Here is a 13,037-nt window from a genome sequence, read left to right as displayed (position 1 = left end):
CCCTCGCTTCCTTCCCTTGCGTTCTCCCATGACCTCCATCGACCCGAAGACCCTCAAGCGCTGGCTGCACGACGGCGGCGAGATCGCGCTGCTCGACGTGCGCGAGCACGGCCAGTACGGCGAGTCGCACCTGTTCCACGGCGTGCCGCTGCCCTTCAGCCGGCTCGAGCTCGATGCGCCGCGCCTGCTGCCGCGCCGCGGCGTGCGCGTCGTGACCTACGACGGCGGCGACGAAGAGAGCCGGGGTGTCGCGGAGCGCGCCGCCGAACGCCTGCGGGCGCTCGGCTACGGCGACGTGCATGTGCTCGAAGGCGGCACGCGCGCCTGGCAGGCCGCGGGCCATGCGCTGTTCGCGGGCGTGAACCTGCCCTCGAAGACCTTCGGCGAACTGGCCGAGGAGGCCTACCACACGCCGCGCATCGGCGCCGACGAACTCGCCGCCATGCTCGCGCGCCGCGACGACGTGGTGGTGCTCGACGGCCGGCCCGTGAGCGAGTTCTTCAAGATGAACATCCCGGGCGCGACCTGCTGCCCCAACGGCGAGCTCGCCTACCGCGTGCGCCGACTCGTGCCCGATGCGCGCACGACCATCGTCGTCAACTGCGCGGGACGCACGCGCAGCATCATCGGCGCGCAGACGCTGATCAACCTCGGCGTTCCGAACCCGGTCTATGCGCTGGAGAACGGCACGCAGGGCTGGTACCTGGCCGACCACGCGCTCGCGCACGGCGGCACCGAGCGCTATGCCGACGACAGCGGCAACTGCGAGCTGCGCGGCGCCGCGCAGGCACTGGCCGCGCGCTTCGGCGTGCCCACGGTCGATGCGCGCACGGTGCGCGACTGGGCCGGCGACGCGGGCCGCAGCCTGTTCCTGTGTGACGTGCGCACGCCCGAGGAATTCGCGGCCGGCAGCCTGCCCGGCGCGCAGCACACGCCGGGCGGGCAGCTGCTGCAGGCGGCCGATCAGTACCTGGGCGTGCGCGGCGCGCGGCTGGTGCTGTTCGACAGCGACGGCGTGCGCGCGCCCACGGTCGCGAGCTGGCTGCGCCAGATGGGCCACGACGCGAGCGTGCTCGAGGGCGGGCTCGCGAGCGGGTTGGCGCTCGAAGCGGTTGCCGCGCCCGCGCCGAAGCCGCTCGCCACGATCGATGCGCGTGCGCTGTCGGCGCGCGTTGCGAACGGCGAGGTCGCGCTGGTCGACCTGCGCCCGGGCATGGCGTTCCGCGCTGGCCACATCGCGGGCGCGCGCTGGTCGATCCGGCCGCGGCTGGCGGACGACCTGCGCGGCGAGACGCGGCCTCTGGTACTCGTCGCCGACGACCCGGCGCTCGCCGCCTGGGCCGCCGCTTCCGAACTTTCGGACCACGCAGCACCGCTGCTGCTCGAGGGCGGCATCGCCGCGTGGCGCGCCGCCGGGCTGCCGCTCGAGGCCACGCCCGTGCTGCCCAGCGATGCCGACTGCATCGACTACCTGTTCTTCGTGCACGACCGCCACGACGGCAACAAGGAGGCCGCGCGCCGCTACCTCGCCTGGGAGACCGGGCTGGTCGCGCAGCTCGACGCGCAGGAGCGCGCCGCCTTCCGATTGCCGGGCGCGCCGCACGCGTAGCCCTCGCCTCCCGTTCCCCGTCTCCGCCAGTCCACGGTCCGCGGCTTCGCGCCACGGTCCGGTCTTCGCTCGTCCTCGTCCGTTCCGTCCAGGAGTTCACCATGTCGACTGCTTCCGGCCTTTCCACGCACCGTCCGTCCCGCATGCGCCGCGCGCGCTGGTTGTTCGCCGCCGCGTGGAGCGCGGCCCTCGTGCTGCAGGGCGCGGCGGCCGACCCGCTGCCCGCGCGCAACGGCTATCCCACGCAGGCGATCCGCTTCGTCTCGCCGTTCCCGCCCGGCGGCGGCAACGACGCCACCGCGCGCCTGGTGACCACGCGCCTGGCCGAGATCACGGGCCAGCCGGCCGTGGTCGACAACCGCGGCGGCGCGGGCGGCAACATCGGCGCCAAGGCGGTGGCCGATGCCAAGGCCGACGGCTACACCGTGCTGACCTCGCAGGTCTCGATCATGGCGGTGAACCCCGCGCTGTACGCGGCGCCGGGCTTCGACCCGGTCAAGAACTTCGTGCCGATCACGCAGATCAACGCGGCGCCGCTCGCGCTGGTGGTGGAGGCGAACTCGCCGCTCAAGTCCTTCGCCGACCTGGCCGCGAAGGCCAAGGCCAGCCCCGGCAAGCTCACCTATGCGACGCCCGGCAACGGCACGCTCTCGCACCTGGTCGGCGTGGTGCTGCAGAAGGACAACGGCGTCGACATGACGCACGTGCCCTACAAGGGCGCCGGCCCCGCGCTCACCGACCTGCTCGGCGGGCAGGTCGACGTGCTCGTGACCTCCACCGCCTCGGTCGCTGGCATGGTGCAGAACGGCAAGCTGCGCGTGCTGGCCGTGACCAGCCCGCGCCGCATCGGCGTGTTCGCGAAGGTGCCCACGCTCGAGGAACTCGGCTACGCCAACGCGCGCTTCGAGGACTGGTACGGCTTCTTCGCGCCGGCCGGCACGCCGCCCGAGCGCGTGGCCTATCTCAACGAGGCGATCGTGCGCACCCTGCACCTGCCCGAGGTCAACAAACAGGTGACCGACGGCGGCAGCGAGGTGGTCGCGAACACGCCCGAGGCCTTCGCGGCGCAGCTCAGGCAGGACATCGAGCGCTGGTCGCGCATCGTCAAGCTGTCGGGCGCGCGCGCCGACTAGCATCGGCGACCGCCTTCACGTCAGAGAAGAAGCCCATGCCCGCCTCGCCCCCCGATTCCTCCGGCCTGTCCCTCGAAACCCGCATCGCCCACCTCGGCAAGCACCCGGCCCATGCGGGCGGCGCGCCGGTCAACCCGCCGCTGGTGCGCGCGAGCACGGTGGTGTTCGACAGCGTGGCCGCGATGCGCGACGCCCGCGCGCGGCGCGGCGAGGAGCGCGTCTTCAGCTACGGCGCGCGCGGCACGCCCACCACCTTCGCGCTCGAGGATGCGGTCAGCGAGCTCGAGGGCGGCCACCGCACGCGGCTCTTTCCCACCGGCCTCGCGGCCATCGGCATGGTGCTGCTGTCCTACCTCAAGCCCGGCGACCACGTGCTGATGTCCGACAGCGTCTACGAGCCGGCGCGCCACCTGGTGCATTCCTTCCTCGATCCCTACGGCATCCGCTGCAGCTTCTTCGCGGCCGACGGCAGCGGCATCGAGCAACTGTTCGAGCCCGCGACGCGGCTGGTCTACGCCGAGTGCCCGGGCTCGCTGGTCTACGAGATGTGCGACCTGCCGAAGCTGGCCGCGCTCGCGCATGCGCGCGGCGCGCTGCTGGCGGCCGACAACACCTGGGGCTCGGGCCTGCAGTACCGCCCGCTCGCGCTCGGCGCCGACATCTCGCTGATGGCCGCCACCAAGTACCTCTCGGGCCATTCCGACGTGATGATGGGCACGGTGGCCACCACGCGCGAGGCCTGGCGCGCGCTCAACGAGCGCTGCGACGCCTTCGGCATGACGGTGAGCCCCGACGACGCCTGGCTGGTGCTGCGCGGCATCCGCACGCTGTCGGCGCGGCTGCGCCTGCACGAGCAGCATGCGCTCGAGGTCGCGCGCTGGCTGCAGGCACGGCCCGAGGTCGCGACCGTGTTCTGCCCCGCGCTGCCCACGCACCCGGGCCACGATCTCTGGCGGCGCGACTGCAGCGGCACCAACGGGCTGCTGTCCTTCGAGCTGCGGCCGGAGATCGCGCCGGCCGCGGTCGAGCGGCTGGTCGACGCGCTGTCGCTGTTCGGGCGCGGCTCGTCCTGGGGCGGCTACGAGAGCCTGGTGGCCTGGGCCAACATGCGCGCGGCGCGCAGCGTGAGCGACTGGAGCGCGCGCGGCGCGGTGGTGCGGCTGCATGTCGGGCTCGAGGCGCCGGCCGACCTGGTGGCCGACCTCGGGCGCGGCTTCGCGGCGCTGCACGCCGCCTGAGAACGCGTTCAGGCCGGCAGCGGCGCGGCCTGCGCGCGCCGGGCCGCGCGCCGCAACCGGCCGCGCACCACCGCCGCGAGGCCGGCCGCCGCGAACACGCCCGCGGCACCCACCCAGGGCAGCGAGCGCACCTTGTCGGCCGCCACCACCAGCGAACCGACCCATGCGCCCAGCGCGATGCCGAAGTACATCGCCGAGGCATTGAGCGACAGCACCACCGACACCGCCTGCGGAGCCTGCTGCACCAGCGTGACCTGCTGCACCGGCGGGAACGACCAGCCCACCACGCCCCAGGCCATGATCAGCCCGAACACCAGGTAGACCGCGACCTGCGGCGGCGCCGCATGCGCGACCCAGGCCAGGCCGGCCTGCACCGCGCCCAGCGTGGCCAGCGCCAGGCCGCCCACGCGCAGCGCGCCGAAGCGGTCGGCCATGTGGCCGCCCAGCAGGTTGCCGATGGCGCCGCAGACGCCGAACGAGAGCAGCGCCAGCGCCACGCCGTCGTCCGACAGCCCCGCCACCAGCCGCAGCAGCGGCGACAGGTAGGTGTAGACACCGAAGATGCCCGCGAAGCAGACCAGCGTGACGCCCAGCGTCATCAGCACGTCGGGCCGCGCGGCGATGCGCAGCCGCTCGCGCAGGCTGGGCACGGGCCAGGGCACGGTGAGCGGGCGCAGCCGGGTCAGGCCGAGCAGCGACACCAGCGACAGCAGGCCGATCATCCAGAAGGTGGCGCGCCAGCCGAAGCTGTTGCCGACCCAGGTGCCCAGCGGCACGCCGAGCACGGTCGCGGCCGTCATGCCCATGTAGAGCAGCGCCAGCGCCCGGCCGCGCCGCGACGGCTCGGACGAGGCGGCCGCGTACGAACCCGCCGCCGCCATGAACAGGCCCGCGAACAGCGCCAGCAGCACGCGCGCGATCAGCAGTGCGGTGAAGCCCGGCGCGAGCGCGGCGATCACGTTGGCGACGGTGAAGCCGCCCATCGCCAGCCGCAGTTGCCGGCCGAACGGCCAGCTCGCGGTCAAGGTGGCCGTGACCGGCGCCGCGATCGCATAGGTGAAGGCGAAGGCCATCACCAGGTGGCCGGCCTGCGCGATGGTCACGTGCAGGTCGCGCGACACCGCGGGCAGGATGCCCGCGATCACGAAGCCCTCGGTGCCGATGGCGAACGCGCCCGCCATCAGCCAGATCAGTTTTGTCAGCATCCGTTTCTTTCCGATTGGTTCAACGACTGTTGAACAAGGGCCGCGAGCGTACTGCGAAGCCGGCCTTTGTTCAATAACCGTTGAACTTCGAGGCCCTTGGGGTCCTTCGGCTTAACGCGAAGGTGTCGCTGGGTTACCCTGCTGCGCCATGTCGCCCCCCGAGCTCCCGCACCCGGCCACCGAAGCCATCGACCTGTCGGCCGTCTACGACGCCCTGCGCGATGCCACGCGCCGCCGCATCCTGCTGCTGCTGGACGAGCACACCGAGCTCAACTGCTCGAGCTTCCTGGGGCTGGGATCGAAGTCGCGGCTGTCCTACCACCTCGCGCGGCTGCGCGAATCGGGCCTGACGCAGACCCGCGCCGAGGGCACCGCGCGCTACATGCGGCTGCGGCGCGACGACCTCGCGCGGCGCTTCCCGGGCCTGCTCGACGCCATGATCGCGGCCGCCCGCCAGGAGCGGCAGGACGCCCCGGCTGCGCCGCCGGCACACGCGCCAGCGACCGCCGGTCGCCGGGGCGTGAAAAAAGCCCCCGTGCCAGGCAACAATTAGTCACCTTTCCTTAAGGCCAAAGGTTACATTCGGGTTCCAGCGCAGCGCATACCTGCCATGAACCGGATCGGCCTCTCCCCACGCACCACTTTCCAGCCGGAAAGCGCGCGCCCGCGCCCGGCGAGCTTCATTCCCTGGCTGATCGCGGTCCAGCTCTTCGTGCTGGTGCCGATGCTGGCCTTCAGCGTCTACGTCACCACCCGTATGGGCGACCAGGCCGAGGCGCGCGAGCGCCAGCTGCTGCTCGACAAGGCCAACAGCACCGCCGCCGCGATGGCGCGCGAGGCCGACCGCCTGCGCGCCAGTGCCCACCTGCTCGCCGCCCTGCCCGGCGCGAGCCAGCCGCTCGACGTGCTGGCCGGCGCGGGCGAGGCCTCGGCCGCGCTGCTCGCGGTCTACCGCCCGCACCACGCGCCAGCCGCTGGCCGATGCCTCTGCCGTGCGCGTCGGCCTGCGGCCCGAGGGCTTCAGCGTGGTGCTGCGCGAACAGATCTGGCCCGAGGGCTGGGTCGCCTCGGTGGTCGACGCCGGCGGCAAGGTGGTCGCGCGCTCGCGCGACGAGGACCGCTACCTCGGCCATCACGCCACGCCGCAGCTGCGGCAGAAGATCGCCGGCGCCGACCGCAGCGTCAGCAGCACGCTCACGCTCGACGGCCTGAAGGTGCTCTCCACCATCGCGCCGGTGCCCGGCACCGCCTGGTGGGTCGCGGTCGGCGTGCCCGAAGACACCCTGAACCGCAGCGCGCGCAACCCGCTGGCCTCGCTGCTCGGCATGGGCAGCTGCCTGGTCGTGCTGGGCCTGGCCGCCTCGGCGCTGATCGCGCGCCGGCTCAACCGCGAATTCCGGCCCGCGTTCCTGAACGTGCCCGACGTGGTGGTGCCCACCGCCACCGCGCGCGCGCTCACCGTGCCCGGCCCCGCGGCCGAGGCGATGCCCAAGGCCGACGTGGCCGCCGAAGTGGCACCCGCGCCCGACGACATGGCGCGCGACGACATCACCGGCCTGCCGCTGCCCGAGGTCTTCCTCGCGCAGGTGCGGCAGGCGCGCAGCGTGGCCGAGAACAGCCCCGGCTTCCTCTGGTGCGCGATCAGCGTCGAGCTCGGCGGCCTCGCCGGCGCGCGCGACCGCCTCGGCGAGGAAGCGGCCGAACGGCTGCTGCAGGCCTTCGTCGGCCGCATGCGCCGTTCGGTGCGGCCCGGCGATGCCTGCGGCCGTGTCGACGCCGACACCTTCGTCATCGTGCTGACCGGCCCGCGCGACGGGCTGGCGCAGGCGGCGGAGCGCGTCGGCTCCTCGCTGGTGCGAGGCGCGCGCGCGCTCGGCCACGGGCTGGACTGCAAGGTCGGCTTCGCCATCGGCGACCCGGCGCGGCCGGTCACGGCGGTGCTCGAGCAGGCCGCCCATGCGCGACAGGAAGCGCGCTTCGACGGCGCCAGCGCCACGCGCTGGTTCAACGTCATCGCCTGAGCCTCCCGGCCTCCTACGCCGGCTCGCGGCCGCCTTCCGGACGGCCCGTCTTCGCCTCGTGCGATCATGCCCCGCCGCGCACGGCGGCTTTTGATCCAGGAGGTATCCGGTTTTGGTTTCGACAGGCAGGAACTGGCGCACGCACGCCGCGCCGCTCGTGGCCCTGACGATGGCGCTGGCCATCGCGGGCTGTTCCACCCCATCCCCGGGCAACGCGCCCGTCGAGAGGAGCGATGCGCGCGGCCCCGGCAACTACGTGGTGCAGCCGGGCGACACGCTGTATCGCATCGCCTCGAAGACCGGCCGCCGGATGCAGGACATCTCGCGCTGGAACGGCATCGACGACCCCGACAAGCTCGAGGTCGGCCAGGTGCTGCGCATCGTGCCGCCGGGCGGCGCGTCGGAGCCGCCGCGCACTGCGGGCGCCGAGCGCGAGCCGTCGAAGCGGCCCGTGCCGCCGCCCCCGCGCGAATCGGGCCCGCCGCCCTCGCGCGTCGGCACCGGCGACTGGGCCTGGCCCGCGCCGGGGCCGGTGATCGCGGGCTTCAACGGCGGCAGCAACAAGGGCGTCGACATCGCCGGCAAGCTCGGCGAGCCGGTGGTCGCCGCTTCCAGGGGCGTGGTCACGGTCAGCGAGACCCTGCGCGGCTACGGCAACGTGCTCATGATCGACCACGGCAGCTCGCGCATGACGGTCTACACCCACCTGCGCAGCGCGCTGGTGAAGAAGGGCCAGACCGTGCAGAAGGGCCAGCAGATCGCCGAAATGGGCAATACCGACGCCGACCGGGTCAAGCTGCATTTCGAGGTCCGCGTGGGCGGGCGCGCGGTCGATCCGCGTTCATTCCTGGCCGACGGGCGATAAATTCCGCCGCCGGAATTGGGTGGCGGGCCCGAATTGGGATTGCCGGTCGCGCACCGAATGCGGGCATCCGGGTATTCCAGTGCGAGTTCTTTGCCGCCGTCCAATTGCAGGTCCGAAGACCGGCAGCGAATCCCGCGCGATGCGGTGAAGTCGAATTCATTCACCGATCGGCACGCACGCCCGCCAGCCCGAATCCCCAATTCCCAAAAAGGAATCCGGGATTCCGCTTCACTATCAGATAAAGTCGGTGGGCCGGATTCGATGCCGGCATGGATTGGCGATGGGCCAAACCGGATGCATTTTTTGCAGACCACCTGTCGGCGACTCGTCCTGATTTCGATCTTGCGACAATTGCTGACAACGAAAAATGCGTTCGCGGCCTAATCTCGCCAGCTCTCTTCTCCTCACTCCAATACAAAGCATCTCCATGGCCAAGACATTCCAACAGGTCCAGAAGCAAATCGAACAACTGCAGAAAGAAGCCGATCAGCTTCGCAAGAAGGAGGCCGACGGCGTTCTCGAACGCATCCGCGAAGCCATCGAGGTGTACGGCTTCACGGCCGCCGAACTGGGTTTCGGCCGTTCGCCGGGCCGCCCGGCCGCCGCGGCGAAGCCCGCCGCGCGCCAGGGCCGCAAGGGTCGCAAGGCCGCCGGCAATGCGCCCAAGTTCAGGGACGACCAGGGCAATGTGTGGAGCGGCCGCGGTCCGCGTCCGGGCTGGTTCAAGGCCGCGCTCGAAGCAGGCAAGTCGCCCGACGAACTGCTCGCGAAATAAGAAGGCGGATTTCGGGCGGCGCCGCTACCACCGGTGCGCCATCCCGAAGTCTTCCGTGGCGCTTTCGAATTGCACATGCGGCCCTCGAGGCCGCATGTCTTTTTGGGGCGGCCGAATTGCACCGCCGGGCTATCGTCCCGGAAGCCGCAGCCCCTCCACCAGCAGCACCACCGCATCCGCGCCGGCCTTGCGATCGCGCGCAATCGCGGCGTAGCCGGGATCGTTCTGGAATGCGCGCGCGGCGTCCTTGTCCTGGAATTGCATCACCACCACCTTGTCGCGCGGCCATTCGCCTTCGAGGATTTCGGGCGCTTCGTCGGCCACGAGCAATTGCGCGTCGAAGCGCGCGAACACGGCCGGGAATGCGCGTTGATAACGCCGGTAGGCCTCGAGGTCGGTGAAGGCGAGTTGGGCAATGATGTAGGCGGGCATCTGTCGAATGTCTCCTGTGTCTCCGGCTTCAGTATCCATTCGCGGAAAGCCGGGACACGCGTTCCATTGCAGGCATCGGCAATAGGCCGAAAGGCAGGTCTGCGACGCGTCCCGCGCGCGAGACGCTACGAAATCGCGCGCGGCGTCGCCGAAGGCAGTTCGCCGAACAGCGCCTTGTAGCGCTGCGAGAAATGGCTCAATTGATGAAAGCCCTGCGCCTCGGCCGCCTGCGACACGCTCAATTGCGCGGATGAGGTGGCCAGCAGGCGGTCGCGCACCGCATTGAGCCGCAGGCTGCGCAGGTAATGCACCGGCGTCGTGTCGGCCATCTGCCGGAAGCCGTTCTGCAGGCTGCGCCGGCTGGTGCGCAGGCGCCGGCACAGCGCCTCGATGTCGGGCGGCGCGGCACCGCTGGCGGCCACGATGCGGTGGCACTCCGAGACGATGAAGCTCGCCGAGCTGCCGGCCACGCCCGGCGGCGCACCGGCCGCGCCCTCGAGCACGGCATGCAGCGCCTCGAAGGCGATGCGCGCGGCGGCTTCCTCGCCCGCGGCATCGCCGCCCTGCACCAGCCCCAGCAAGGCGTGCCGCAAGCGCGCCACGGCTTCGGCCGGCGCGCGCAAGACCGGCTGCGACAGCAGGCACAGCGCCTGCGCCGGCAACGGCCGCGCATCGAGCAAGCGGCGGAACTGCTCGGCCTCGAAGGTCACGGCCAGCAGTTCCATGCCGCGCGGGCGCTGCAAGGTGAAGTCGTCGCCGGCGCGCAGCAGGAACAGGCTGTGGTCCTCGAGCGCGCGGCCCTGCACGCGCGGAATGCCGGCGCCCTGGCCGTTGCCGACCGCGAAGCACAGCCGCCCGGCCGGCAGGCAGCCCTGCTGCACCACGCGCTCGCTCATCCACTTGCGAAACACGTGCACCCCGCCCGAGACCGCCTCGGCCAGCGTGCTGCGCATCACGCCCTGCGACAGCTGCAGGTAGCGTTGCTGCCATTCGGGCGCGGAGGCGCCGTGCAGATGGAAGTCGTCGAACAGGTCGAGGGTGAGGGCCATGCGCGGGCAAAGGGGGCGGTGGGTTGCCAGCGTATGCCGGCCCGCGCATTTTGCCGATTTGGGTTAACGAGCGTTCGGCCTTCCGCTCCACACTGCCGGCCTCCCTGGAGTGACCATGGCTACAACGCTTGCATCGCACGGCCGCAAGGCCTTCACCACGGCGCTGGTCGCCTGCGCGGCGGCGCTCGCCGGCTGCGGCACGGCGCCGAACGCCCTTCCCTTTTCTTCCAACCAGAGCAGACCCATGACCGAGGAACAGACCCAACAAGCCATTCAAGGCGACTGGACCAGCATCGCGCCCGAAGTCCGGCCCAGCGCCGCGAAGAACGCCGACGGCACGCTCAAGCCCTTCTACCTGAAGCGCGCCTTCAAGGCCTTGCCCGGCGACCGCTTCGAACTGGCCATCGTCAACTCGGCCGACGCGAACGGCGCGGTGCCGCTCGCGCGCATCCTCATCAAGGGCCACATGCTCTGGCGCGGCGCGCACCCGATCGCAGCCGGCGCGCAGAAGGTGGACTTCGTGGCCGACGAGGCCTACGAGGTCACGCCGCTGATCCAGGGCTTCGCCGACCTGCTGAATCAGGTGGCGAGCCAGGGCTATGCGAAGTGGGAAGTCGGCGGCACGCAGAGCGTGTTCGGCAAGAGCTTCGCGCCCTTCGGCCTGGCCGCGGGCCGCCATTTCATGGAATACGACCTCGTCCACCTGCGCGGCGACATGCTGTTCTGGGGCGCGCGCCACGTCGACGGCCGCGGCTTCGACACCGAGCAGAACCGGCCGACCAACCTGCAGATCCCGCTGGTGCGCCCCTGACCGTGATCAGCGCGCGAGCGTGGCCTCGATGAAGGCCACGGCGCGCGCCAGTCCCTGCTCGGCGCGCATGCGCTCGCCGAGTTCGCGCGCCCGCGAGCGCACCGCCGCGTCGTCGGTCCAGGCGATGCCGCGCGCCAGGTCCTGCGCCGTGAGCCGCGTGCCGGCCACCGCCTCGGGTGCCACGCCGGCACGCATGAGCTGGTGGGCCCAGAAGAACTGGTCGCCCGCGAACGGCACCACCACCGAGGGCACGCCGGCACGCGCCGCCGAATGCGCGGTGCCCGAGCCGCCGTGGTGCACCACCGCCGCCATGCGCGCGAACAGCCAGTCGTGCGGCACGTCGCCCACCCCATGGAAGTTGGCCGGCAGCCCCTGCAGCGCCATGCCGCTCCAGCCCGGGTTGAACACCGTGCGCCGGCCCGCCATCGCCTCGACCAGCAGCGCGCGCATGCGCACCGCATCGAAGCCCGTCATGCTGCCGAAGCCCAGGTAGACCGGCGCCTCGCCCGCGTCGAGAAAGGCCTGCAGCGCGGCGGGCACCTGCCATGCGCCGGCGGGCGGCAGCCACTGCCCGAAAGCGACCGCGTTGGCGGGCCAGTCGGGCGGACGCGGCAGCAGGCTCGGCGAGAAGCCGTAGAGCATCGGATGCCCGTCCCAGATCTTCCTGCGTGCCGGCAGCCCGCAGACCTCGGCGCGCGCCGCGTTGATCGCCGGGCGGAAGGCGCGCCACAGCATCGCGTTGACGAAGCGATGGCTGGTGCGGTGCAGCCAGCGCGGCACCTTCGCGGGCGGCACGAAGGGCGTCGCGAAATCGCGCGTGGGCGTGAGCGGGAACATGCCCGCGCCGATCACCGGCACGCGCAACGCATCGCCGGCCGAGAGCCCGACGAAGGCCGCGAGCCCCGCCGACACGATGGCGTCGCAACCGCGCGCCGCCTCGACGGTCTGCCGCAGCCAGGCCACGGCATTGGCGTTGGCGATGGCCGCGAGCGCCTTCGCGGCCGCGCCCGGGTTGTGGCTCTGCGCGACCACGTTGGCGATCGAGCCGCTCGCGCCCAGCGCGCCCTGGATGTCGCCGGCCAGCGCCTGCGAGCGCACGCCCAGGCGCCGCGCGGTGCCGAGCGTGGAAGCGTCGGCAAGCAGCACCGTGGAATGGCCGGCCGCATCGAGCGCATGGCACAGCGCGGCGAGCGGGCGCGCATCGCCCTCGGTGCCGTAGGTGACGACCGCGATCTTCATGCGCGCTTCCTCCGCGCGGCCTTGGCACCGGCGCGCGTACCGTCGACGAAGACCTCGACGATCGCCGCGAACTCCTCGCCCAGTTCCAGGCCCGGCAGCGTGAGCCAGCGCATCAGCGCGCCGAAGTACAGGTGGTGCAACAGTTGCGCGAGATGCTCGGGCGCGAGGTCGTCGCGCAGGCTGCCCGCCTGCTGCGCATCGCGGATCAGCAGCGCGAACAGCCCGATCAGGTCGCGCGGCCGGCCTTCGGAATCGCCGCCGCCATCGAGCTCGCTCTCGATGTTGAGGAAGCGAAAGCGGAAGTAGTCGAGCAGGTAGGCGCGGTGGCGCCGCGACCACTCGGCCGAGGCCTCGAGCAGCCGCGCGAGCCGCGCCTCGAAGCCGCCGGGCGCGCCGACCAGCGCTGCGAGCCGCGCGGTGTCGGCCGCGAGCTCGAGGTGGATCCAGTGCGCGAGCACCGCCTCCTTGGTCGCGAAGTGGTTGTAGAGCGTGCCCTTGGCCACGTCGGCCTGCTGGGCGATCTGCTCCATCGTGGTGGCGTCGTAGCCCTGGGCCTCGAACAGTTGCATGGCGATGGCCGCCACGTGGTCGAGCGTCTGGACGCGCCGCCGCTCGCGGCGGCCGGGGATCTCCGGGACTGGCAAGGCGATGCCTTCAAAG

The 13,037-nt window shown here is 71.9% G+C and carries 14 protein-coding genes; 8 read left to right on the top strand and 6 right to left on the bottom strand.

Features of this window, described 5'->3' with window-relative positions; all coding sequences use genetic code 11:
• Positions 1 to 28 precede the first annotated feature (28 nt).
• From ACHMXE_RS18655 to metC, 3 genes are all read left to right on the top strand, one after another.
• Positions 29 to 1,609 (top strand): rhodanese-like domain-containing protein, encoded by a 1,581-nt coding sequence (locus tag ACHMXE_RS18655; RefSeq protein ID WP_395350586.1) that lies wholly within the window; start codon positions 29 to 31, stop codon positions 1,607 to 1,609.
• Between the two features lie 143 nt (positions 1,610 to 1,752).
• A complete protein-coding gene (locus tag ACHMXE_RS18650; RefSeq protein ID WP_203206308.1) occupies positions 1,753 to 2,742 on the top strand; it encodes a tripartite tricarboxylate transporter substrate binding protein in 990 nt (329 codons plus the stop codon).
• Between the two features lie 35 nt (positions 2,743 to 2,777).
• On the top strand, positions 2,778 to 3,980 hold the full coding sequence (gene metC / locus ACHMXE_RS18645) for a cystathionine beta-lyase (RefSeq protein ID WP_395350584.1): 1,203 nt from the start codon (positions 2,778 to 2,780) through the stop codon (positions 3,978 to 3,980).
• Between the two features lie 8 nt (positions 3,981 to 3,988).
• Here metC and ACHMXE_RS18640 read toward each other — a convergent pair whose 3' ends face one another.
• Entirely contained in the window at positions 3,989 to 5,185 is a 1,197-nt protein-coding gene (locus tag ACHMXE_RS18640; protein WP_395350582.1) for an MFS transporter, read from the bottom strand.
• 148 nt (positions 5,186 to 5,333) lie between these two features.
• On the opposite strand from ACHMXE_RS18640, the gene ACHMXE_RS18635 reads away from it, so the two are divergent.
• On the top strand, positions 5,334 to 5,738 hold the full coding sequence (locus tag ACHMXE_RS18635; protein ID WP_395350580.1) for an ArsR/SmtB family transcription factor: 405 nt from the start codon (positions 5,334 to 5,336) through the stop codon (positions 5,736 to 5,738).
• Here the strand turns inward: ACHMXE_RS18635 and ACHMXE_RS18630 are convergent, their stop codons facing one another.
• Positions 5,739 to 6,146 (bottom strand): hypothetical protein, encoded by a 408-nt coding sequence (locus ACHMXE_RS18630; RefSeq protein WP_395350578.1) that lies wholly within the window; start codon positions 6,144 to 6,146, stop codon positions 5,739 to 5,741.
• 31 nt (positions 6,147 to 6,177) lie between these two features.
• On the opposite strand from ACHMXE_RS18630, the gene ACHMXE_RS18625 reads away from it, so the two are divergent.
• The 3 genes from ACHMXE_RS18625 to ACHMXE_RS18615 all read left to right on the top strand — a co-directional run bounded on the left by ACHMXE_RS18625 (position 6,178) and on the right by ACHMXE_RS18615 (position 8,846).
• Positions 6,178 to 7,206 (top strand): diguanylate cyclase domain-containing protein, encoded by a 1,029-nt coding sequence (locus ACHMXE_RS18625; protein ID WP_395350576.1) that lies wholly within the window; start codon positions 6,178 to 6,180, stop codon positions 7,204 to 7,206.
• A gap of 157 nt (positions 7,207 to 7,363) precedes the next feature.
• Positions 7,364 to 8,071: a M23 family metallopeptidase gene (locus tag ACHMXE_RS18620; protein ID WP_281080837.1), complete on the top strand. Its 708-nt coding sequence runs from the start codon at positions 7,364 to 7,366 to the stop codon at positions 8,069 to 8,071.
• A gap of 367 nt (positions 8,072 to 8,438) precedes the next feature.
• Positions 8,439 to 8,846, top strand: a complete 408-nt coding sequence (locus ACHMXE_RS18615) for an H-NS family nucleoid-associated regulatory protein (RefSeq protein ID WP_395350574.1) — start codon at positions 8,439 to 8,441, stop codon at positions 8,844 to 8,846.
• Positions 8,847 to 8,975: 129 nt separating this feature from the next.
• Here ACHMXE_RS18615 and ACHMXE_RS18610 read toward each other — a convergent pair whose 3' ends face one another.
• Together ACHMXE_RS18610 and ACHMXE_RS18605 are read right to left on the bottom strand one after the other, a co-directional pair.
• Positions 8,976 to 9,278, bottom strand: coding sequence for a DUF1330 domain-containing protein (locus ACHMXE_RS18610; protein WP_395350572.1), 303 nt, complete (start codon positions 9,276 to 9,278; stop codon positions 8,976 to 8,978).
• A gap of 125 nt (positions 9,279 to 9,403) precedes the next feature.
• On the bottom strand, positions 9,404 to 10,327 hold the full coding sequence (locus ACHMXE_RS18605) for a helix-turn-helix domain-containing protein (RefSeq protein ID WP_395350570.1): 924 nt from the start codon (positions 10,325 to 10,327) through the stop codon (positions 9,404 to 9,406).
• A 115-nt stretch (positions 10,328 to 10,442) separates the two neighbouring features.
• Here ACHMXE_RS18605 and ACHMXE_RS18600 point away from each other — a divergent pair, with 115 nt between their 5' ends.
• Positions 10,443 to 11,138 carry a hypothetical protein gene (locus ACHMXE_RS18600; RefSeq protein WP_395350568.1) on the top strand — a complete coding sequence of 232 codons (696 nt, stop codon included), beginning with the start codon at positions 10,443 to 10,445 and terminating at the stop codon, positions 11,136 to 11,138.
• Between the two features lie 6 nt (positions 11,139 to 11,144).
• On the opposite strand, the gene ACHMXE_RS18595 is transcribed toward ACHMXE_RS18600, so the two are convergent.
• A complete protein-coding gene (locus tag ACHMXE_RS18595) occupies positions 11,145 to 12,377 on the bottom strand; it encodes a glycosyltransferase (RefSeq protein WP_395350566.1) in 1,233 nt (410 codons plus the stop codon).
• Positions 12,374 to 13,021 (bottom strand): TetR/AcrR family transcriptional regulator, encoded by a 648-nt coding sequence (locus ACHMXE_RS18590; protein ID WP_395350564.1) that lies wholly within the window; start codon positions 13,019 to 13,021, stop codon positions 12,374 to 12,376. Before ACHMXE_RS18590 ends, ACHMXE_RS18595 begins: the two co-directional genes overlap by 4 nt.
• Positions 13,022 to 13,037 lie beyond the last annotated feature (16 nt).

This window comes from Variovorax sp. UC122_21 (genome assembly GCF_044056785.1).
Classification (GTDB): Bacteria; Pseudomonadota; Gammaproteobacteria; order Burkholderiales; family Burkholderiaceae_C; genus Variovorax.
This window is presented reverse-complemented; position numbering and strand designations above follow the sequence as displayed.

Coding starts and splice junctions, on each gene's coding strand:
- metC (WP_395350584.1), top strand. CDS start 2,778: ATGCCCGCCTCGCCCCCCGATTCCTCCGGCCTGTCCCTCGAAACCCGC.
- ACHMXE_RS18595 (WP_395350566.1), bottom strand. CDS start 12,377: ATGAAGATCGCGGTCGTCACCTACGGCACCGAGGGCGATGCGCGCCCG.
- ACHMXE_RS18655 (WP_395350586.1), top strand. CDS start 29: ATGACCTCCATCGACCCGAAGACCCTCAAGCGCTGGCTGCACGACGGC.
- ACHMXE_RS18605 (WP_395350570.1), bottom strand. CDS start 10,327: ATGGCCCTCACCCTCGACCTGTTCGACGACTTCCATCTGCACGGCGCC.
- ACHMXE_RS18610 (WP_395350572.1), bottom strand. CDS start 9,278: ATGCCCGCCTACATCATTGCCCAACTCGCCTTCACCGACCTCGAGGCC.
- ACHMXE_RS18640 (WP_395350582.1), bottom strand. CDS start 5,185: ATGCTGACAAAACTGATCTGGCTGATGGCGGGCGCGTTCGCCATCGGC.
- ACHMXE_RS18615 (WP_395350574.1), top strand. CDS start 8,439: ATGCGTTCGCGGCCTAATCTCGCCAGCTCTCTTCTCCTCACTCCAATA.
- ACHMXE_RS18600 (WP_395350568.1), top strand. CDS start 10,443: ATGGCTACAACGCTTGCATCGCACGGCCGCAAGGCCTTCACCACGGCG.
- ACHMXE_RS18650 (WP_203206308.1), top strand. CDS start 1,753: ATGCGCCGCGCGCGCTGGTTGTTCGCCGCCGCGTGGAGCGCGGCCCTC.
- ACHMXE_RS18635 (WP_395350580.1), top strand. CDS start 5,334: ATGTCGCCCCCCGAGCTCCCGCACCCGGCCACCGAAGCCATCGACCTG.